The organism is Pseudomonas sp. GW821-FHT07F01 (assembly GCF_059418825.1).
On the sequence record NZ_JBWKQO010000008.1, the window covers coordinates 166,731 to 186,248 of the forward strand.

Genomic DNA, 19,518 nt, shown 5'->3' on the forward strand with positions numbered 1-19,518 from the left:
GAAAGCCCCGTTCTAGAGCCTTTAGACTAAAACTTACAATGGTGTTCAATGGCCATCAGCGGCTATGCTAGAGTGGATTCAAATCAATAACAGGTCATGCCGGTTCTACGTCTGCTCAAGGGAAATGGGGGACTTCCTGACACCACCGGACAAGCCACGCTGGGGCTTTATGCACTATTTGCTGATGTTGCTGTTGAGCTTGCCGATGCTGGCTGGCGCCGCCGAGTTCGACGAGTTCACTCAACGCCTGCCCTTGGGCCGAGTGATGCAAGTACTCGAAGACGCGGGGGGTGAGGCGACCATTGCCGATGTCAGCTCGGGGCCTCTGGCTGAACAATTCAGACCCCACGACAAAGACACCCTCAACGCCGGTTATTCGCGCTCGGCGTTCTGGCTGAAGATCGACCTCGACTATCGCCCCGCCAACCCGAGCGCACAACGCAGCTGGTTGCTGGAGTTGGCCTATCCGCCTCTGGACCACCTTGAACTGTACGTCCCTGACGAGTCTGGTGGTTATCGCCTGGCGGGTCGTACCGGGGATGCCTTGCCCTTCGACAGTCGAGAGATTCGCCAGAACAACTACCTGTTCAACCTGAATTTTTCTCCCCACGAGCACAAGACCGTCTACCTGCGGCTGGCCAGTGAAGGCTCGATCCAGGCGCCGGTGAGCCTGTGGTCCAGCAGTGCTTACCTGGAAGCCCAGCCGGTGCGGTTGTATGTGCTCGGGCTGATTTACGGCGTGCTGCTGGGGATGCTGGTGTACAACCTGTTCATCTACCTCAGCGTGCGGGACACCAGCTACCTCTACTACATCGTCTATATCGCTTCCTTCGGTCTCTATCAGCTGTCGGTCAACGGCGCCGCAGTGGAGTACTTCTGGCCCGACAGCCCCTGGTGGGCCAATGCCGCGACACCGTTCTTCATCGGTTCGGCAGGTTTGTTCGGCAGCCAGTTCGCCCGCAGCTTCCTGCAGACTTCCCGCCACAGCCCCTGGGTCGACCGTGTGCTACTGGCCTTGATGGCCTTTGGCGCGTTGGTCATGGCGCTTTCACTGATGACCAGTTATGCCCTGGCATTGCGCCTGGCCACCACCCTGGCCCTGGTGTTCACCGTGGTGATCTACGTGGCCGGGATTGTCGCCTGGTGTCGAGGCCTGCGCGTGGCACGCTATTTCATCATCGCCTGGTCGGCCTTTTTGTTTGGAGGGGTGATCAACACCTTGATGGTGCTGGGTTACCTGCCGAATGTGTTCCTGACCATGTACGCCAGCCAGATCGGCTCGGCGATCGAAGTGGCGTTGCTGTCCCTGGCCCTGGCCGATCGCATCAATGCCATGCGTGAGCAACAGGCCCAGACACTGCTCGAAGCCGGGCAGAAGCTTGAAGTGTTGAACCAGCAACTGGCCCACAGCAACCGGCTCAAGGACGAATTCCTGGCCACCCTGACCCATGAGCTGCGGACCCCGATGAATGGCGTCATCGGCTCCCTGGAACTGATGCAGACCCTGGAACTGGATCCGGAGCTGGAGCAATACCAGCAGACAGCGGCCGGCTCGGCGCGGGACATGATGCGCATGGTCAACGGCATTCTGACCCTGACCGAGCTGCAGGCCGGCAAGCTCAGCGCCCAGCGTCAGCCGTTCAGCCTGCGCTCCCTGCTGACGACACTGCAGACCCAATACGGCGCCAGTGCCGCCGCCAAGTCGCTGGCTTTCCAGATTGACTTGAGCGCCGGGCTGCCCGATCGCTTGCAGGGCGACCGCTGCAAACTCAGCCATTGTCTGGAGTGCCTGCTGGACAATGCCATCAAGTTCACCCCTTCGGGCAGCGTGGTGCTGCGGGTGCTCACGCGTTCCGTGTCGGCGCAGCGGGTCAGCCTGAGTTTCGAGGTGATCGACAGCGGTATTGGCTTCGTCAACCTGGATGAAGCGACCCTGTATCAGCGTTTCTTCCAGCTCGATGGTTCCATGACCCGTGAATATGGCGGGCTGGGTATCGGCCTGGCGATCTGTCGGCAGTTGGTGGAGTTGCTGGGCGGGCAATTGACCCACGAATCCACGCCAGGCCGGGGCAGTTGTTTCCGCCTGCTGGTGGAGTTCGACGCCCAGGAACCCGCCCCGCGCTCGCCGGCGGCAGTGGCGCGACGCTTGCCCCGGGACTGCACCGTGCTGCTGGTGGACGACAACGACGTCAATCAGTTGGTGGTCAGGGGCATGCTGCTCAAGCTGGGCTACCAGGTGCGCACCGCCGGTAGCCCTACTGATGCCCTGCAATTGCTCGGGCGTGAGCTGGTCAGTGCGGTGTTGATCGATGGCGAGATGTCCACGGCGCAACTGGGGGCGTTTCGCTTGCAGGCCCAGGCGCTGCCCGGCTATTCCCAATTGCCCATCCTGCTGGCCTGCGTGCCCGGCAAAGAGGGCTGCCCGGCGGGGGCTGGCTCCGACTATCTGGCTAAACCAGTGAAGTTCGAGGCCTTGCAAACGGCATTGTCGAGATATGTGCTCTCTGTGGAGCAGGGCGAAAGCGCCGACATTTAGGCAGGTATGCCACTTTGTTCGGGGTGGGGGCGGTGCTTAACTGGGGTCTTGGCACACCCTGAAGGAGCCCCGCGATGAACCTCCACCAGTTCGCTGAAACCCACGAAGTCACCAACCAGCCGCCAGCTTTGGACGGCGCCAATCTCTATCGGATCGACCTGCCGCTGCAGCAATGGATGCGCCGTTTCGATGCCGGTTGGGCCGAGTCGCGGGTCGACGCCTATGGCGCCCTGGCCGGTGGTCCGTTGATGGAGGCGGGGTTCCTGGCCAATCAGAACAAACCGGTATTTTCCAGCCACGACCGCTTTGGCCACCGGATCGATCTGGTGGAGTTTCATCCCGCCTATCACCAATTGATGCAGGCGGCGATCGAAGCCGGCCTGACCTCACTGCCCTGGACCGATCCGCAAGCGGGGGCCCACGTTGCCCGCGCCTCCATGACCTATCTGCACAGCCAGGCCGAGGCCGGCAGCGGCTGCCCGCTGACCATGACCTTCGCCTGTGTACCGGCCTTGAAGCTGCAACCGGATATCGCCGACCAGTGGCTGCCCAAGATCCTTGCCACCCGGTACGACCCGCGCAATGTCGGCATGCAACACAAGGCCGGGCTGACCATCGGCATGGCCATGACCGAGAAACAGGGCGGCACCGATGTGCGTGCCAACACCACCCGGGCCTACCCGGTGGGGGCTGGCGGCCCCGGGCAGGCGTACGAGCTGGTGGGCCACAAATGGTTCTGTTCGGCGCCGATGTGCGATGCCTTCCTGACCCTGGCCCAGACCGACAAGGGCCTGACCTGCTTCCTCCTGCCCCGGCACCGTCCCGATGACACGCGCAACCAGTTCTATATCCAGCGCCTGAAGAACAAGCTCGGCAACCTTTCCAACGCTTCCAGCGAAGTGGAGTTCCGCGGTGCCCTGGCCTGGATGATCGGCGAGGAAGGCCGCGGCGTGCCGACCATTATCGAGATGGTGGCCATGACCCGTTTCGATTGCATGGTCGGCTCCAGCTCCCTGATGCGCCAGGCCCTGACCCAGGCCAGCCATCACTGTGCCCATCGCACCGTGGGCGGGCAGGTGCTCAGCGAGCAGCCCCTGATGCAGAACGTGCTGGCCGACCTGGCCCTGGAAAGCGAAGCGGCCCTGGCCCTGAGCATGCGTATGGGGCGGGCCCTGGATCATCTGGACGATGCCCAGGAGGCGAAGTTTTCCCGGCTGGTGACGGCGGTGGGCAAGTACTGGATCTGCAAGCGGGCCCCGGCGATGATCAACGAGGCGGCGGAGTGCATGGGCGGTGCCGGTTATGTCGAGGACAGCATCCTGCCACGGCTGTACCGCGAGGCGCCGGTGAACTCCACCTGGGAAGGCTCCGGCAACGTGCAATGCCTGGATGTGCTGCGAGCCTTGTCGAAGGAGCCGGGCGTGCTGGACGCCTTGTTCGCCGAATTGGGCGATGGCCATGGCGACAAGCGCCTGGCCGCCCATATCAACGGGCTGAAGGAGAGCTTCAAGGACACCGGCGACATTCAATACCGTGCTCGTCAACTCACCGAGGACATTGCCCTGGGCCTGCAGGCCAAGCTCTTGCTGGAAGCCGGCAACCAGGTGGTCAGCGACGCTTTTATCGCCAGCCGCCTGGGCGGCCAGGGCGGGCGGGTCTACGGCACCTTGCCGCGTGGCCTGGACGTGGCGGCCATTGTCGCCCGCTCCTCCCCTCAGGGCTTCTGACCCTCCCCGGCGCCGGCTTCCCGGCGCCTGCGGTGATTACGCTGTTCCCGTGGGACGGTCTTGCAGGCAAGATGAACGCCTGCAAGTTCAGAACACAGGATGCTTATCGTGACCGAAGCTTTTATTGTCGTTCAAACCGCCGAGCAAGCCGTGGACCGGCTTGCCGCCCTGCATGAGCGGGCCACCACGGCGCTGAGCCAGGCGCTCAAGCGTTATCTCAAGGACCGGGTCGAGCCGGATGCCGAGCAACGAGCACTGTTTCGCTACCCTGAGTTGCGCCTGACCTACCACTGCCATGGCGAAGTCCCACAGACCACAAGGGCCTATGCCAAGGTCCAGTTGCCGGGCACCTACAGTGTCACCGTGACCCATCCTGCAGCCTTCCGTAATTACCTGCTCGAACAATTGGTGCCGTTGATGCACGACTTCACCGTGACGGTGGAAGTGGGCGTCAGTGAGCAGAACATTCCTTATCCCTATGTCGTGGAGCAGGGCGACGAGCTGGCAGGTTCCGGCGTGACCGCTGCGGCGCTGGCGCGGGTGTTCCCGAGTACCGACCTGTCGGCCGCCACCGACGGCATCGCCGATGGCCTCTACGATTGGGAAAATACCCATCCGCTGCCCCTGGCGCTGTTCGATGCCGCGCGAGTGGATTTCTCCCTGCGGCGCCTGGTGCACTACACCGGTAGCGACTGGCGTCATGTGCAGCCGTGGATCCTGCTGACCAACTATCACCGCTATGTGGACCAGTTCATCGTTCATGGCCTGGAGCAGTTGCGCAGCGATCCGCGCTTTGTGCGCATGGTCCTGCCGGGCAACGTGATCATCGAGAAAAGCATGGATCACGGCGAGGCCTCGGCCATCGCCGCCGGTGTGGTCTGGCACCGCTACCAGATGCCGGCCTACCACTTGCAGGCCAGCGATGGCCACGGTGTGACCCTGGTGAATATCGGTGTCGGCCCGTCCAACGCCAAGAACATCACCGACCACCTGGCGGTGCTGCGTCCGCATTGCTGGCTGATGATCGGCCACTGCGGCGGCCTGCGGCAGTCCCAGACCATTGGCGACTACGTGCTGGCCCACGCTTATATGCGGCGCGACGGCATTCTCGACCGCGTGGTGCCGCCGAACATTCCGATTCCGGCCCTGGCCGAAGTCCAGTTGGCGTTGCAGCAGGCGGCGGCCAATGTCACCGGGGAAAAGGGCGAACAACTGAAGAAACGCCTGCGCACCGGCACCGTGCTGACTTACGACGACCGCAACTGGGAGTTGCGTTGGGCCGAGGAACGCCCGCTGATCAACCTGTCCCGGGCCGTGGCGGTGGACATGGAAAGCGGCACCATCGCCGCCCAGGGGTATCGCCTGCGAGTACCATACGGCACCTTGCTGTGTGTCTCGGACAAGCCATTGCACAGTGAAATCAAGTTGCCGGGCGCGGCCAACGCCTTTTATGAGCGTGCGGTCAGCCAGCATCTGAAGATCGGTATCGAAGCGGTGGACCTGATGCGCAGCGAGCTCAACTCCCTGCACTCGCGCAAACTGCGCAGCTTCGACGAGCCGCCTTTCCGCTAAGCGTTTAAGCCATGGTCATTTGGCGGTCAGGCCACTAGCATTGTCGGTCCTGATCGCTGAATGTTCCTGCTCCCATGTCCCGTCCGCCCCGTCCCGCTTCCCGCCGTCCTGGCGCCAAACCGTTTTCCTCCTCTCCCGCCAAGCGTGTGGCCAAGGCCGCGCCGGTCGAGCCGAAGCTGATCCTGTTCAACAAGCCTTTCGATGTGCTGACCCAGTTCAGCGATGGTGAGGGGCGGGCCACGCTCAAGGACTTCATTGCGGTTCCCGGGGTCTACCCGGCCGGGCGCCTGGATCGCGACAGTGAAGGGTTGCTGCTGTTGACCAATGACGGGCAGTTGCAGGCGCGCATCGCCGATCCCAAGCACAAGCTGGCCAAGACCTATTGGGTGCAGGTCGAGGGCGAGCCCAGTGCCGAGCAGTTGCAGCGCTTGCGCGAAGGTGTGCAGTTGAATGACGGCATGACCCTGCCGGCCGAGGCGCGTCAGCTCGAAGAACCGACGCTATGGCCGCGCAACCCGCCGGTGCGCTTTCGCAAGAGCGTGCCCACCAGTTGGCTGGAGTTGGTGATACGCGAGGGGCGCAACCGCCAGGTAAGGCGCATGACCGCTGCGGTGGGGCTACCGACCTTGCGCCTGGTGCGGGTCAGGATCGGCGACTGGACCCTGGATGGCCTGGAGCAGGGCCAGTGGAAAGAGGTGGCGGCGCGCTTATAAGGCGCCGGACTCGATCAGGCCGATCACCACGCTCTTGATGATGAATGCTGCAACGCCCAGGCCCAGCACGAAGAACAGGATGAACGAGCCGAAGCGCCCGGCCTTGGACTTCTTGGCCAGGTCCCAGACGATGAAGCCCATGAAAATGATCAGGATGCTGACCAGGCCGGTCATCATCCACTCTTCGAATACTGCTGGGTCCATCACTCATCTCCAGTGCAGGCAGGGCAAAAAATGCCGGGCGAGTATACGCCAACGCCCGCGGCCCAAGCATTGATCTGCATGCGTTATGTCGCCACAGCGGGGGCCGGGTTTCAGTTGCGCAGGTGGGTCAGCGGCAGTTCGGTGCTGTTGAGCACCTGATTGAGCACGAAGCTCGAACGCACGCTGGTCACGCCCTCGATACGGGTCAGATGGCCGAGCAGCAGCTTCTGGTAATGGTCCATGTCCGGTACCACCACCTTGAGCTGGTAGTCGGCATCGACCCCGGTCACCAGGCTGCACTCCAGCACCTGGGGCAGGCTGCGGATCGCGGCTTCGAAATTCTCGAAGCGTTCCGGCGTGTGCCGGTCCATGCCGATCAGGACATAGGCGGTCAGGCTCAGACCGAGCATCTTGCGGTCCAGCAGGGCGACCTGGCGGGAAATGTAGCCATCGTCCTCCAGCTGCTTGACCCGGCGCGAGCAAGGGGAGGGCGACAGGCCGATGCGCTCGGCCAGTTCCTGGTTGGAGATGCGGGCGTCGCGTTGCAACTCCGCCAAAATGCTCAGGTCGTAGCGGTCGAGTTTGCTCATCAATCAGGCCTTTGTCGTAACTATTGCGTTGAATTATCTATCTTGAGTTAAAAATTGCGCAAGTGGTGTTTTTACAAGCAATCTTCGCAATCCTCTGTCTTCGCTGCGCGCCTATTCTTATCACCAGAATCACTGCCCGGACATAGAGTCCACTGCGGCCCGCCGAATCAGGCCTGCCGCGGCCGCCAATCCCACAGGGTTGAGCCGGCCCCCGGGCTACACACTGTCCAGAAGACGGAGTGAGGTGAGCCGGCGTCAAAAGCGCCGAGCACGGACAAAATCTCAAAGGGCGGCCGACGGGCCGCCCTTTTTTATTGCCTGCGAAATAAGTCTCGTGACTGATAACCTGATGCAGAACCGCCCAGGGCTTTTTCAGTCTTATGTACAGGCCCCCCCTATCCGCAGTGAGGAATAGCATGAAGTCGCGCATCTGGCGTATGGCAGGTGTTGGTGTGTTGTGCCTGAGCGTCAACGCTCAGTTGCTCGCCGATGAGCGAGACGAGAATCGGCCGCCTGCGCAGCATGGCGCTCCCGGGGGCGAGCAGCGAGAGCATCAAGGCCAGGGCCGCCCGGAAAATGCCCCGCCGCGGCCCGCCAATGTTCCCAACCGTCCACCACCCAGTGCGCAGCCACAGCGGCCGCAGAATGAAATCATTCGCGGCGATAACAGCCGTCAGTTCGAGCACAACGGCCAGAACCCGGGAGGGCAGTGGCAGAACCGGCCTCAGCACGATCCCAATCAGCAGGTTCGCCCGGCCCCTGTGCCACAACCCCAGGTGCAGCAGCCAAACAACCTGCCGATCCAGGGCCGCCCCGACACCGTGCGCCAGACCCAGGAGCCACAGCGTGGCTACTATCAGGACATTCCCCGGCGCAACGACTACAACCAGCATTGGCAGGCTGGCGGCCCGGGCTCTCGGCCAGGTGGCGGCCATCCCAACGACTACCGCTGGCCGGGCCGCCCTGATGGCCATGGCAATGGCTGGGGCCCCGGGCCGCAGTACCGCCCCGGGTATGTGATCGACCGCTTCCCCGGGCGCAATGACCGGGTCGCCTATCGCGGCCAGGATTACTTTTTTTCCGGTGGTTACTGGTACCGCCCGCAAGGCCCGCGCTATGTGGTGGTGCGCCCGCCCTATGGCATTCGCGTGACGTACCTGCCCGACTATGCGCGGGAAGTCTGGATCGGCAGCGCGCTGTTCTTTCTGGCGGCAGGGGCCTACTACACCTACGAAGCCAACACCCAGCAGTACGTGGTGGTCGAGCCACCTGCCGGCGTGCCGGTTGCGGACCCGCAGCAGAGCGGCAATGGCTATGACGTGCTGGCCTACCCGGTCAACGGCCAGTCGCCGCAGCAGATCGACCAGGACCGTTACGACTGCTATCGCTGGGCGGTGCAGCAGAGCGGCTTCGATCCTGCGAGCGTGACCTATCAGCCGGCCCCGCAAGTGGTCCAGGCCTACCGCCAGGCCCAGGGCAACTGCTTGAGCTCACGGGGTTATCAGGTGACCTACTGAGCCCTGGCTGCCTTCACCACTTCCTGCGGGTCGGCGTGCACCAGCACTTCGGCCCGTGGATAGGCCTTCTGGATGGCATCGGCGGCCTGGTCGCTGATGCCATGGGCCACCGAAAGGGTCAGTTCCCCGGGTAATTCCAGGTGCAGTTGGACAAACCAGTGGCTGCCGGAAATCCGTGTGCGCAGGTCATGGGCCCCCAGTACTCCCGGCACACTGCACGCCAGCTCCAGCATGTGCTGGCTGACGTCCGGTGGCAGCTCCTGGTCCATCAGCACCGAGAAGCTCTCCCGGGCGATCTGGATCGCGCTCCAGAGAATGTAGACGGCAATCCCCAGGCCGAACCAGGCGTCCACCTGATGCAGGCCGAACGCCGCCAGCACCAAGGCCAGCAGGATGCTGCCGTTGAGCATCAGGTCGGAGCGGTAGTGCAGGGAGTCGGCGCGCACTGCATTGGATCCGGTCGCCCGGATCACCCGGTGCTGCAGGAGCAGCAGGGCGATGGTCAGCGCCAGCGACAGGACGATCACCCCGATGCTCAGCCAGGGCGCGCCTACCGGTTCCGGATGTTGCAGGCGTTGCGCCGCCTGGAAGGCAATCAGAACCGCGCTGCCGGCGATGAACAATGCCTGGGCCATGCCCGCCAGGGACTCGGCCTTGCCGTGGCCATAGCGGTGGTCGTCGTCTGCCGGGCGCAGGGCGTAATGCACTGCCAGCAGGTTGAGCAGCGAGGTGAAACCGTCCAGCACCGAGTCGGTGAGCCCGGCGAGCATGCTCACCGAGCCGCTCAGCCACCAGGCGACAGCCTTGGTCACGATCAGTATGCCCGCCACGGTGACCGAGGCGCGGGTGGCCAGGCGCAGGAGGCGGGCGTGTTCCGAGTTGGCGGTCATCGACGGCGGGTTCCTGGGTAAAAGTGATCAGGCAGCAGGTTGCAGGCCGTACAGCGCCAGTTGCTGCACGCTGCCCTTGTGCTGGATGAGGCGTGGGTCATCCAGGGGGAAACTGCCCCCCAGTTCGCTTTCCAGGATGGCCTGCAGCTTGCGGTTGTCGACTTTACCGTCGGCGCCGATGGCCTGTTGCAGTTTTTCCGGCGCGATCTGCGCGGTCTTGCCCGGCTCCAGGTAGATGGCCCCGGTGGCGAAGTCGACGCCGAAGGCGATCAGCCCTGGGATCACGTAGAACAGCAGGCCAACGGCATCCAGCACAGCCACCAGGGGATCGATCTTGCCGTCGATCTGGCCGCGCCGGTCGGGGAAGAAGATCGAGCCGCAGGCGGTGAGTTGGGTCAGCAGGGTGGCCACCAGAACGCCGCCGATGACACGGTGGGAAATACGCATGGAAATCTCCTAGCAAGCACGAAAGCAACGAGGGATGAAGCGGGGTGTTGAGTCTTGTCGATCAGCACTCAGACCATGATTAACCCCAGGCAGTTCGCCGTTATACTCGCGCCTCTGTTTTGGAGCCAGCATGAATTCTTTGCCAATTGATGAAGTTTTGCCTGCACTGCGTACCGCCCTGGCGACACGCCATGAAGCGGTGCTCGAAGCCCCGCCCGGTGCCGGCAAGACGACCCGCGTGCCCCTGGCGCTCCTGGACCAGGATTGGCTGGCCGGACAGACCATCCTCATGCTCGAACCCCGGCGCCTGGCCGCCCGGGCCGCCGCCGAGCGCCTGGCCAGCGAGCTGGGAGAGAAAGTCGGCGAGACCGTGGGTTATCGCATCCGCCTGGACAGCAAGGTCGGCCCGCGTACCCGCATCGAGGTGGTCACCGAAGGCATCCTCACCCGGCGCCTGCAGGATGACCCGGCCCTGGAAGGCGTCGGCCTGCTGATCTTCGATGAATTCCACGAACGCAGCCTGGACGCCGATCTGGCGCTGGCCCTGAGCCTCAATGGCCGCGAGCTGTTTCGTGACGAGCAGCCACTGAAGATCCTGCTGATGTCGGCGACGCTGGAAGGCGAGCGCCTGTCGACCCTGCTCGGCGATGCGCCGATCCTGCGCAGTGAAGGGCGCATGTACCCGGTGACCCAGCGCTGGGGCCGACCCTTCCAGCCCGGTGAATTCATCGAGCCAAGGGTGGTGCAGACCGTGCTCGAGGCCCTCAACGATGAAAGCGGCAGCCTGCTGGTGTTCCTCCCCGGCCAGGCGGAGATCCGCCGGGTGCACCAGCAGTTGGCCGAAGCCCTGGGCGAGCGCAGTGAGATCCTGCTCTGCCCGTTGCATGGCGAGCTGGACCTGGCAGCCCAGCGCGCAGCTATCGACCCGGCGCCGTCGGGCAAGCGCAAAGTGGTGCTGGCCACCAATATTGCCGAAACCAGCCTGACCATCAATGGCGTGCGGGTGGTGGTGGATGCCGGGCTGGCGCGGGTGCCGCGTTTCGATCCCGGCAGCGGCATGACCCGCCTCGATACCCAGCGTATCTCCCGGGCCAGCGCCACCCAGCGCGCCGGGCGTGCCGGGCGTCTGGAGCCCGGCGTGTGCTACCGCTTGTGGTCGGCCGATCAACAGGAGCAACTGGCCGCCTATGCCAGTGCGGAAATCCTCCAGGCGGACCTGGCCGGACTGGCCCTGCAACTGGCGCGCTGGGGCGTGACGCCAAATCAACTGGTATGGCTGGACGCTCCCCCCAGTGCCGCTTATGCCCAGGCCCAGGACTTGCTGGTGCGCCTGGGGGCGTTGAATGACGATGGCAGCCTGACCCGCCACGGCCAGGCCATGGCCGAGTTGCCGGCTCACCCGCGCATCGCCCATCTGCTGCTGCGCGGCCAGTCCCTGGGGTTGGCGCCGATGGCTTGCGATGTCGCGGCGCTGCTGGGGGAGCGGGATATCCTGCGCGGCGCCGGCGCCGACCTGCACAGCCGCCTGGTGCTGCTTGGCGGGGAAGAGCGTGCCGCTCGCGGAGCCCAGGGCGGGGTGCAGCGTGCCCGACAACTGGCGCGCCAGTACCGGGGCTATCTGCGCGGGCAGCCCGAGGCTGCGGTGGCCGACCCCGAGCACCCGCGCTGGCTCGGCGTCCTGTTGGCCCTGGCCTATCCCGATCGGGTGGCCCAGCAGCGGCGCCCCGGCGGTGCCGAATACCGCCTGGCCAACGGTCGCGCGGCGCTGTTCAGCGAAACTGACAGCCTGATGAAGCAACCCTGGCTGGTGATCGCCGACCTGGGCAGCCGCCAGGGGCAGCGCGAGGAGCGCATCTACCTGGCGGCGGATTTCGATCCGGTGTTGTTCGATTCGGTACTGGCGGAGCAGGTGCGGCAAGTCGATCAGCTGGATTGGGACGAACGCGAAGGCGTGTTGCGGGCCGAACGCCAGCGCAAGGTCGGTGAACTGGTGCTCAGTCGCGAACCGCTAAGCGGGCTGGATGAGTCCGCCCGCACTCAGGCCCTGGTCAATCTGGTCCGGCGCAAAGGCCTGGAGCTGCTGCCCTGGACCCCGGAGCTGCGCCAGTGGCAGGCCCGGGTAGCGTTGCTGCGCCAGCTGGACCTGGAGGCCACGGGCGCCAGCCAATGGCCGGATGTCAGTGACGGGGCCTTGCTCAAGGGGCTGGAGCAGTGGTTGCAGCCCTACCTGGGCAAGGTCTCGCGGCTCAGCCACTTCGCCAACCTGGAACTGGCCGGAATTATCCACAACCTGCTGCCCTGGCCACTGCCTCAGCGCCTGGATGAGCTGGCCCCCCATCACCTGACGGTGCCTTCCGGGTCGTCGATTCGCCTGGACTACAGCGAGCATCCACCCATCCTGGCGGTACGCCTGCAGGAGCTGTTCGGCCTGGCGCAAACACCGCGCATTGCCGGTGGCCGCCAGGTGGTCAAGTTGCACCTGCTGTCTCCGGCACGACGTCCGGTACAGGTCACCCAGGATCTGGCGAACTTCTGGCGCAGCACCTACGCCGAGGTGAAAAAGGACCTCAAGGGCCGTTACCCCAAGCACTACTGGCCGGATGACCCGCTGATCGCCGAAGCCACGGCGCGGGTCAAACCGCGCAAATAACCCGAACTCCCGTGCTGCCCTGTAGCCGCTCTGGGGTTTATTGCGCCGGCAAGAGGAACCGGGCCAGCACCGGCAGGTGGTCGGAGATGCGCAAGGTGTCGTCCTGGCGCACCCGGGATTCGACTCGCTTGAGCCGCGGGCTGTAGAACAGGTAGTCCACCGTGCGATCCGGGCCGTCGAGGCTCGGGTCGTTGGGGTAGTGGGTCAGCCAATGCGCGCGGTCGACGCCGCTGGCCTGGGTGTTGCTGGGGATCATCGGGTATTTGTCCCACAGCAGGTGCAGCGGGCTGTCGGCACTGTAGGGCGCCCGTTGCACGTCGCTCAGTCGCTGGTACTGGCCCAGGGGCAACAGGTTGAAATCCCCGCCAATCAGCCACGGCGTGCCGCGGCCTTCGAGTCTATCCAGGACTTTACCAATGGCTGCGACCTGCCTTGATTGCGTCTGGCCAGGCGTGCGAGCACGTTCCAGATGGGTATTGAGCACCGCCACCTGGCCGCCGTCGTTCAGGGGCAGGTAGCTCAGCAGCAGGGCCTCCCTGGGCTGGAACTGCCGGCCGATGAAGCCGTGTTCGGCTGTGGGCAGTTGCAGGCGTTCGGCGTGATCGATGCGATAGCGGCTGAGGGTGGCCAGTTGTCGGCCGACGCTGCCGAAAATATGCGGCGATGGTACGAAATCGGCTTTCCAGTCGTACGCCTGGGTGCTGCAGGGGTAGAGATCGGTGAGGCGTTCCTGCAGGAGTTTGAGCTGGTCCTGGTAGGCGCTGGCCTTGGCGCCGTTGTCCACTTCCTGCAGCAGCACCAGGTCCGGTTGTTCGTCGCGGATCACGCGAGCCACTTCGTCGAGGCTGAAGGCCATGTCCTCCAGGGTCGGCTGCTCGTCCTCGCCCTGTGCCTGGTCGTTCCAGAACACATAGCGCTTGCCCGCCAGGTACTGCAGGTTCCAGGTCATCACTTTCAGGGCCTGGCCCGGCACCAGCGGCGCGGCCTGGGCGCTGCAACTGACAGCGAGGCTTTCCTTGGCTTCCGGGCGCCAGGTCAGGCTGTAGACCAGCCCGGCCAGCACCAGACCGATCAACAACAGGCTCAAAAGGGTGATGCGAAGTAGACGGATCATCGGCTCGGCTTATGGCGTTGCAGGATGGCCCCGGAGCATAACCGAGAGCACGGCCGTCACCCAAGGGGCAGAGCGGCCGGGGGAGGATTCAGCGCTTGTCCGGCTGCTCGCTGATCAGCATGAACAGGCGGAACAGCACCACGCTGGTGAACAGCTGCAGGAAGCTGTAGGCGCTATCGATGGCCAGGGACAGCAGCGGGTTCAGCGGTTCGGAATAGGCCGCTTCACTGGCACCCTTGAGCAGCCACAGCGGGGTCATTACTGCCAGGATGCACACCAGGATCCGCAGGAAGTGCCCACGGCTGAGGCGGAAACTTTCACTGATGGCCGCCAGCGGCGCCATGCCCTTGAGCACCAGCAGGTACTCGGCGAAAGCCAGTACCACCATCAGCCACAGCCCCGGCAGGAAATACAGCGACAACCCCAGCAGGATCAGCAGGGTGCTGACCGCCGTCAGCAGGGCAAAACGCGGCCACAGGGTCAGGGCCATGGCCAGCAGGTCCCGGGTACGCGGCGACTCGCCCCGGGTGCGGGCGTCGAGAAACAGGATCAGCGCACCGGTGTACAACGGATACACCAGAAGGCCCACCACCACGCTGTAGCCCGGGAAGGTATCGGGGCCCAGGGCGCTGTTGACCCCTTGTTGCAGCAAGGCTTCGAGAATCACCAGCGGCAGGCACAGCTGGGCGATCTGCCCGAGGTTGCGCTGGAAGAAATACAGAGAGTCACGCAGTACATCTAACGGATTCATTCGATGAGATCGCAGTTGAAGAAGCGGTTGCACACTTTAACCGATGCAGGCCCCGCCCGAGCAAACGTAAACCTTGGGTAAAGACCATTGAAAGTCGTCGCACCAGCCCCATAACTGGTGCGTACCACCGCTCTGTCCGAGTGGCGGACCAGATTTCTACCGGCAATCTAAAGAGGTCGCCATGAACAACCAAGAGCAAACCCTGATCGATGGACTGTTTTCACGGTTGCAGCAAGCCGAAACGGATTCAGCCCCGCGCGACGCCCAGGCAGAGGCGCGGATCAAGGAGCATCTGACCCGCCAGCCTGCGGCCGGGTATTTCATGACCCAGGCGATCCTGGTGCAGGAGGCCGCACTCAAGAGCCTCAACGAGCAGAACCAGCAACTGACCCAGCAAGTCCAGCAATTGCAGGCTGAGCTGCAACAGGCCCGGGCCCAGGCCAGTGCTCCGGCACCGGCGGCCAGTGGCGGTTTCCTGTCGAGCATCTTCGGCGGTTCCCGCGAGCCACAGCCGGCACCGAGCCAGAGCGCGCCGCCACCGTCGTCCGGTGGTGGCTGGCGTGAACCGGCGCGTTCTTCCTTTGGCGCCCCCGCGCAACAGAACTTCGGTGCGCCGCAGCAGAATTACGCCGCACCGCCACAGAACTATGCACCGCAGCAGGCACCGGCGGCGGGTAGCAGTTTCCTGGGCGGCGCCTTGAAAACTGCCGCCGGCGTTGCGGGCGGGGTCATGCTGGCCCAGGGCATCAGCAGCCTGTTCCACAACAACCAGCAGCCCCAGGAAATCGTCGAAGTCATTAAGGAAGAACCGGCGCCGGCCAGCGACAACAGCGGCTGGGGCAATGACGACCAGCGCCTGGCCAACAACGACTCCTGGGGCAACAACGACCAGGGTGGCTTCAGCAACGCCGACTACGACAACGACGACAGCTCGTTCTTCTCCGACGACGACTCCTTCGTCTGACCTGCGTCGGTCCGGGGCAAACACCTGCCCCGGACCGATTATTCGCGGAACAATCCCTGCGACTGGCATACTGGGCGACTTTTCGGGGCCCGAGGCCCGATCCAGCCCTTGCGCTGCTGCGCCATGAGGATTAGCGGTGAAGAAAATCGCTGTGTTCGCCGATGTCCAGAACCTCTACTACACCGTTCGTCAGGCCTATGGTTGCCACTTCAACTATGCGGCGCTGTGGGCGGATATCAGCAAGCAAGGGCAGATAGTCGAAGCCTATGCCTATGCCATCGACCGTGGTGACAGCAAGCAACAGCAGTTCCAGCAGATCCTGCGCAACCTGGGCTTCACGGTCAAACTCAAGCCATACATCCAGCGCAGCGACGGCTCGGCCAAGGGCGACTGGGACGTGGGCATCACCATCGACATCATGGACGCTGCGGCCCATGTCGACGAAGTGGTGCTGGCTTCCGGCGACGGTGATTTCGACCTGCTGCTGGAGCGCATCATCCACAAGCACGGGGTCAGCGCGGTGGCCTATGGCGTGCCGGGGCTGACCGCCAATTCGCTGATTCGCGCGGCTACGCGCTATGTGCCGATCGAAGGCGCCTTGCTGCTTAAAAGCTGATCAATTTTCATACGGAGCAGGACAGGTTTGGAACGCATTGCCGTCATCGACTTTGAAACCACCGGGATCTCCCCGAGCAGCAGTTGCCGGGCCACGGAAATCGCCGTGGTGATCCTTGAGCAGGGGCGCATCGTCGAGCGTTACCAGAGCCTGATGAATGCCGGCGTGCGGGTGCCGGCCTTTATTGAGCAACTGACCGGCATCAGCAATGCCATGTTGCGCAGCGCACCCCCGGCAGAGCAGGTGATGAACGAGGTCAACGAGTTCGTCGGCATCACGCCGTTGCTGGCGCACAACGCGGCCTTCGACCAGAAGTTCTGGGATTTCGAGCTGGGCCGGATCAAGCGCACCCGCCTGCAGAACTTCGCCTGTTCGCTGCTGCTGGCGCGGCGCCTGATGCCGGCGGCTCCTAATCACAAGCTGGGCACCCTGACTTCATTCGCCGGCCTGCCGCACACCGGCCAGGCTCACCGGGCCATGGCCGATGCGGAAATGGCAGCCAACCTGGTGGCCCACCTGGCCGGCGAACTGAGGCACAAGCATGGCCTGCGCGAGCTGTCCCATGACTTCCTGTGCAAACTGCAGAAGGTTCCCGCGGCCAAAGTCCCAGAACACCTCAAGCGCCACTGCGGGTTCTGAGCCCCGAGGTTCATTTGCTTTCCAGTTGCCCCAGGGGCACGCGCCGTTCAATGGCGCTGGAGAGCACGATGGAGGTCTTGCTGAAACCGAACTGGGCCACGCGGTTGATCAACTCCTCCAGCTCCGGCATCGATCCCACTGCGGCCTGCATGATCACGCAAGGGTCGCCGGTGACCCGGTGGCACTCGGTGAGCTGGGGAATCTTGATCAGTTCGTCATAGGCCTTCTGGTTGCCGTGCTGGGCCAGGCGCAGTTCGATCACGCACTGGATCGGCAAGCCGACCTTGGCCATGTCGACTTTGGCCTGGTAGCCGGTGATCACTCCGCTGGCCTCCAGCTTGGCCACGCGTTCGGCCACCGCCGGTGCCGAGAGATTCACCTTGCGTGCCAGCTCGGCGTAACTCGCCCGGCCATTTTCCAGCAGGCTGGCCAGGAGCATGCGGTCGTACTTGTCCATGGAAGGCTCTCGATCTATCCAGCTTTCGAAAGCACGGTATATAGCCCTTATCTCCATCTTTTGGAAAGTGTACGGGCGTTATAAACAGGTTTTGTAACTTAAGTTCCCTGGGCCGAGTTTCTAGAATAGACCTCCCCCTGCCTGCCTCAGAGCCGCCTCCCATGCCTGGCCAAAGCCGTTTTCCGCTGCCATTGATCGCCGCCTTTTTTGCCCTCTATGTAATCTGGGGCTCGACGTACCTGGTGATTCGCATCGGTGTCGAATACTGGCCGCCACTGATGCTCGGCGGCATTCGCTTCATCATCGCCGGTAGCCTGATGTACGCCTTTCTGCGCTGGCGCGGAGTACCGGCGCCGACCTGGGCGCAATGGAAGGCCGCAGGGATCATCGGTGTGCTGCTGTTGAGCTGTGGCAATGGCGCGGTAACGCTGGCCGAACACTCCGGGGTGACCTCCGGCGTCGCGGCGCTGGCGGTGGCCACGGTGCCTTTGTTCACCTTGCTCTGCGGGTATTTCTGGGGTGCACGCAACACGCGCCTGGAGTGGGCCGGGATCATCCTCGGGATGATTGGCATCGGCATGCTCAACCTGGGGTCCAACCTGCAGTCGAGCCCGATGGGCGCCGCCTTGCTGCTGTTCGCTGCGGCGGCCTGGGCCTTCGGCTCGGTATGGAGCAAGCATCTGCCGCTGCCCCAGGGCGCCATGGCTAGTGCCGCGGAAATGCTTGTCGGTGGCGTGGTGCTGATGATCGGCAGTGCCCTGAGCGGTGAGCATCTGGACACCTTGCCTCCGATGGAAGGCTGGCTGGCCCTGGCCTACCTGGCCGGTTTCGGTTCGATCATCGCCTTCAACGCCTACATGTACCTGCTCAAGCACGTGCGCCCAGCCGCAGCCACCAGCTACGCCTATGTCAACCCGGCGGTGGCGGTGCTGCTGGGCATCGTCTTCGTCGGCGAAACCATTGGCATCGAGGAGGCCATGGCCATGCTGGTGATCATCAGTGCCGTAGTGCTGATCGGCCTGCCCCAATGGCGCAAGCCCAAGGCCGCGGCCCAGGAAGAGGCGGCCTGATCACTGTCCCGGTGGTAGGCCGGCCAGGCTCCGTTGGAGAAAGTCGCCGATGACCTGGCTAGCTTGCTGGTGAATCGCTTCGCGGCTGCGCTGGCCGCCGTCCCGGCAGATGATTTCATCCTCGGGGTTCTCTTCCCGGAGCAGGGCCGTGGCGCCTGGCTTGCAGATTTGCATGAAGCTGAAATGGCTGGCATCGGCGATCACCAGCAGGCTGGAGGTGGCCGACGGCAGGTGGGTTTCCAGGTAGCCCGACTCCTGCTCCACCGGCATGCTGGCAATATCGACTCCTGCTCCCAGGATCAGGGTTGGCGTCTGCACCGCTGACAAGCTTTGCGGGGTGAACCCACGGACCAGCCCCGGGTCCAGGGAGACGACCGCCTTGACTCGCGGATCCCGCAGGTCGGTGCCCAGAGAGCCTTGGTTTTGCGGTGCAATCCCCAGCTCCGGAGCCAGCCCGCACAGACGCGGGTTGGGATGCAGCCGACATTCCTCAAGGAAGCGTTGCGGGCTATAGCGGGCGCCGGCCAATGCGGTGACCGTCCAGCCGCCCAGCGAATGGCCGATGGCGGCGATGCGCTGCGGGTCGACCGCGCCTGCCAGGGACTGGTCAGCGCTGAGGGCGTCGATGACCCGGCTCAGGTCCCGCGGCCGATCCCAGAGCCTTGCGGCTTGCACCGGGCGCTTGTCGAAGGTGCTGGTGCCCGGATGATCAGGTGCCGCCACGATATAGCCCTGGCTGACCAATGACGGTACCAGCCAACTGAGGTTGCGCCAGTTGCCGCCATAGCCATGGGACAGCACCACCAATGGATGGGCGCGGGCGGTGGGGTGGGCATCCTTGATCGCCGGCACCCCCTGGAAAACCGGATTTTCCGAGGAGGTGGCAGGTGTTGCCCCGTCCTCGGTGGGGTACCAGAGGACGACATGCAGCTCACGGTTGTGGCTGGAATCCCCTAGCTGGATTTCACGAAAGCCGATGGATTCAGCTGCATAGGCGTGTGGCAGGCAAAGCCCCACTAGCATTGAGGTGTACAGGACAAGATTGCGCATCGCTCACTCCA

Annotated in this window: 18 protein-coding genes; 10 read left to right on the forward strand and 8 right to left on the reverse strand. The window is 63.9% G+C overall.

Translation table 11 applies throughout. The features are described 5' to 3' along the window. Positions 1-169: 169 nt before the first annotated feature. The 4 genes from AC07R1_RS27745 (at position 170) to AC07R1_RS27760 (ending at position 6,548) form a co-directional block, all read left to right on the forward strand. Positions 170-2,536 carry a hybrid sensor histidine kinase/response regulator gene (locus AC07R1_RS27745; RefSeq protein WP_053160197.1) on the forward strand — a complete coding sequence of 789 codons (2,367 nt, stop codon included), beginning with the start codon at positions 170-172 and terminating at the stop codon, positions 2,534-2,536. 74 nt (positions 2,537-2,610) lie between these two features. Beyond that, complete coding sequence (locus tag AC07R1_RS27750; protein ID WP_495111142.1) at positions 2,611-4,263, forward strand: acyl-CoA dehydrogenase family protein; 1,653 nt, start codon at positions 2,611-2,613, stop codon at positions 4,261-4,263. A 99-nt stretch (positions 4,264-4,362) separates the two neighbouring features. Next, positions 4,363-5,835 (forward strand): AMP nucleosidase, encoded by a 1,473-nt coding sequence (amn, locus tag AC07R1_RS27755; RefSeq protein WP_015637154.1) that lies wholly within the window; start codon positions 4,363-4,365, stop codon positions 5,833-5,835. A 146-nt stretch (positions 5,836-5,981) separates the two neighbouring features. Then, a complete protein-coding gene (locus tag AC07R1_RS27760) occupies positions 5,982-6,548 on the forward strand; it encodes a pseudouridine synthase (protein WP_161466734.1) in 567 nt (188 codons plus the stop codon). On the opposite strand, the gene AC07R1_RS27765 is transcribed toward AC07R1_RS27760, so the two are convergent. After that, positions 6,543-6,752, reverse strand: a complete 210-nt coding sequence (locus AC07R1_RS27765; RefSeq protein ID WP_003228500.1) for a DUF2788 domain-containing protein — start codon at positions 6,750-6,752, stop codon at positions 6,543-6,545. The genes AC07R1_RS27760 and AC07R1_RS27765 overlap by 6 nt on opposite strands. 110 nt (positions 6,753-6,862) lie before the next feature. Continuing rightward, positions 6,863-7,342 (reverse strand): Lrp/AsnC family transcriptional regulator, encoded by a 480-nt coding sequence (locus tag AC07R1_RS27770; RefSeq protein ID WP_011063640.1) that lies wholly within the window; start codon positions 7,340-7,342, stop codon positions 6,863-6,865. Between the two features lie 416 nt (positions 7,343-7,758). Here AC07R1_RS27770 and AC07R1_RS27775 point away from each other — a divergent pair, with 416 nt between their 5' ends. Next, on the forward strand, positions 7,759-8,859 hold the full coding sequence (locus AC07R1_RS27775; protein WP_011063639.1) for a DUF6515 family protein: 1,101 nt from the start codon (positions 7,759-7,761) through the stop codon (positions 8,857-8,859). On the opposite strand, the gene AC07R1_RS27780 is transcribed toward AC07R1_RS27775, so the two are convergent. Both AC07R1_RS27780 and pmcY read right to left on the reverse strand, forming a co-directional pair. Further along, positions 8,853-9,749: a cation diffusion facilitator family transporter gene (locus AC07R1_RS27780; protein ID WP_019093824.1), complete on the reverse strand. Its 897-nt coding sequence runs from the start codon at positions 9,747-9,749 to the stop codon at positions 8,853-8,855. The two genes, AC07R1_RS27775 and AC07R1_RS27780, sit on opposite strands and share 7 nt — an antisense overlap. 27 nt (positions 9,750-9,776) lie before the next feature. Beyond that, positions 9,777-10,196 (reverse strand): periplasmic Zn2+ metallochaperone PmcY, encoded by a 420-nt coding sequence (pmcY, locus tag AC07R1_RS27785; protein WP_011063637.1) that lies wholly within the window; start codon positions 10,194-10,196, stop codon positions 9,777-9,779. 130 nt (positions 10,197-10,326) lie between these two features. On the opposite strand from pmcY, the gene hrpB reads away from it, so the two are divergent. Continuing rightward, a complete protein-coding gene (gene hrpB, locus AC07R1_RS27790; protein WP_495111143.1) occupies positions 10,327-12,846 on the forward strand; it encodes an ATP-dependent helicase HrpB in 2,520 nt (839 codons plus the stop codon). A gap of 37 nt (positions 12,847-12,883) precedes the next feature. On the opposite strand, the gene AC07R1_RS27795 is transcribed toward hrpB, so the two are convergent. Further along, a complete protein-coding gene (locus AC07R1_RS27795) occupies positions 12,884-13,960 on the reverse strand; it encodes an endonuclease/exonuclease/phosphatase family protein (RefSeq protein WP_093409724.1) in 1,077 nt (358 codons plus the stop codon). 88 nt (positions 13,961-14,048) lie between these two features. After that, complete coding sequence (locus AC07R1_RS27800; protein WP_019093827.1) at positions 14,049-14,711, reverse strand: YciC family protein; 663 nt, start codon at positions 14,709-14,711, stop codon at positions 14,049-14,051. 181 nt (positions 14,712-14,892) lie between these two features. Between AC07R1_RS27800 and AC07R1_RS27805 the strand changes: the two genes are divergently transcribed. The 3 genes from AC07R1_RS27805 (at position 14,893) to AC07R1_RS27815 (ending at position 16,930) form a co-directional block, all read left to right on the forward strand. Further along, positions 14,893-15,675: a DUF2076 domain-containing protein gene (locus AC07R1_RS27805; protein ID WP_495111144.1), complete on the forward strand. Its 783-nt coding sequence runs from the start codon at positions 14,893-14,895 to the stop codon at positions 15,673-15,675. 136 nt (positions 15,676-15,811) lie between these two features. Continuing rightward, positions 15,812-16,291 (forward strand): NYN domain-containing protein, encoded by a 480-nt coding sequence (locus tag AC07R1_RS27810; protein WP_011063632.1) that lies wholly within the window; start codon positions 15,812-15,814, stop codon positions 16,289-16,291. Positions 16,292-16,318: 27 nt separating this feature from the next. Next, positions 16,319-16,930 (forward strand): 3'-5' exonuclease, encoded by a 612-nt coding sequence (locus AC07R1_RS27815; RefSeq protein WP_495111145.1) that lies wholly within the window; start codon positions 16,319-16,321, stop codon positions 16,928-16,930. 10 nt (positions 16,931-16,940) lie between these two features. On the opposite strand, the gene AC07R1_RS27820 is transcribed toward AC07R1_RS27815, so the two are convergent. Next, positions 16,941-17,387, reverse strand: coding sequence for an Lrp/AsnC family transcriptional regulator (locus AC07R1_RS27820; RefSeq protein WP_011063630.1), 447 nt, complete (start codon positions 17,385-17,387; stop codon positions 16,941-16,943). A 161-nt stretch (positions 17,388-17,548) separates the two neighbouring features. Here AC07R1_RS27820 and yedA point away from each other — a divergent pair, with 161 nt between their 5' ends. Further along, on the forward strand, positions 17,549-18,457 hold the full coding sequence (gene yedA / locus AC07R1_RS27825; RefSeq protein ID WP_220223324.1) for a drug/metabolite exporter YedA: 909 nt from the start codon (positions 17,549-17,551) through the stop codon (positions 18,455-18,457). Here yedA and AC07R1_RS27830 read toward each other — a convergent pair whose 3' ends face one another. Then, positions 18,458-19,507: an alpha/beta hydrolase family protein gene (locus tag AC07R1_RS27830; RefSeq protein WP_011063628.1), complete on the reverse strand. Its 1,050-nt coding sequence runs from the start codon at positions 19,505-19,507 to the stop codon at positions 18,458-18,460. Between the last annotated feature and the right edge of the window lie 11 nt (positions 19,508-19,518).